Source organism: Gilvimarinus sp. 1_MG-2023 (assembly GCF_030548285.1).
In genome coordinates this window covers 1-484 of the sequence record NZ_JAUOSC010000110.1, presented here as the reverse complement: position 1 = coordinate 484, position 484 = coordinate 1, and the positions used below count along the sequence as shown (strand labels likewise).

1 protein-coding gene is annotated in these 484 nt (G+C 53.9%); it reads left to right on the top strand.

Annotated features, from left to right (window positions below; all coding sequences use genetic code 11):
• Positions 1–8 precede the first annotated feature (8 nt).
• Positions 9–407: a protoporphyrinogen oxidase HemJ gene (hemJ, locus tag Q4563_RS15930; RefSeq protein ID WP_303605165.1), complete on the top strand. Its 399-nt coding sequence runs from the start codon at positions 9–11 to the stop codon at positions 405–407.
• The last annotated feature ends 77 nt before the right edge of the window (positions 408–484 follow it).

Genomic DNA, 484 nt, shown 5'->3' with positions numbered 1-484 from the left:
CTTTCCATATTATCGCCGTGATCACCTGGTTCGCCGGTATTTTCTATTTGCCGCGCCTGTACGTCTACCATGCGGCGGCGGAAGACACAGCCTCCCGCGAGCGCTTCAAGATCATGGAACGCAAACTCTATCGTGGCATCATGTGGCCTTCGATGGTGGTAGTCATCGCCCTGGGCACCTGGCTGATCAGCTTTAATCCTGCTTACTACCTGCAAAGTGGCTGGTTACACGCCAAGCTGGCGCTGGTTGTCCTGCTGGTCGGCTATCACCTGTATTGCGGCAAGCTGAACCAGATGTTCAAACAGGATCAAAACCATCGCAGCCATGTATGGTACCGCTGGTTTAACGAACTGCCCGTCTTTGTATTGATTGCGATCGTCATTCTGGTAGTGGTCAGGCCGTTTTAACAGGCCGTTTAAATAGTCTGTCCAGGCGCTGATCAGGGCCTGGACGCACAGTAACGATACCGGCCATTGCGGTGCCC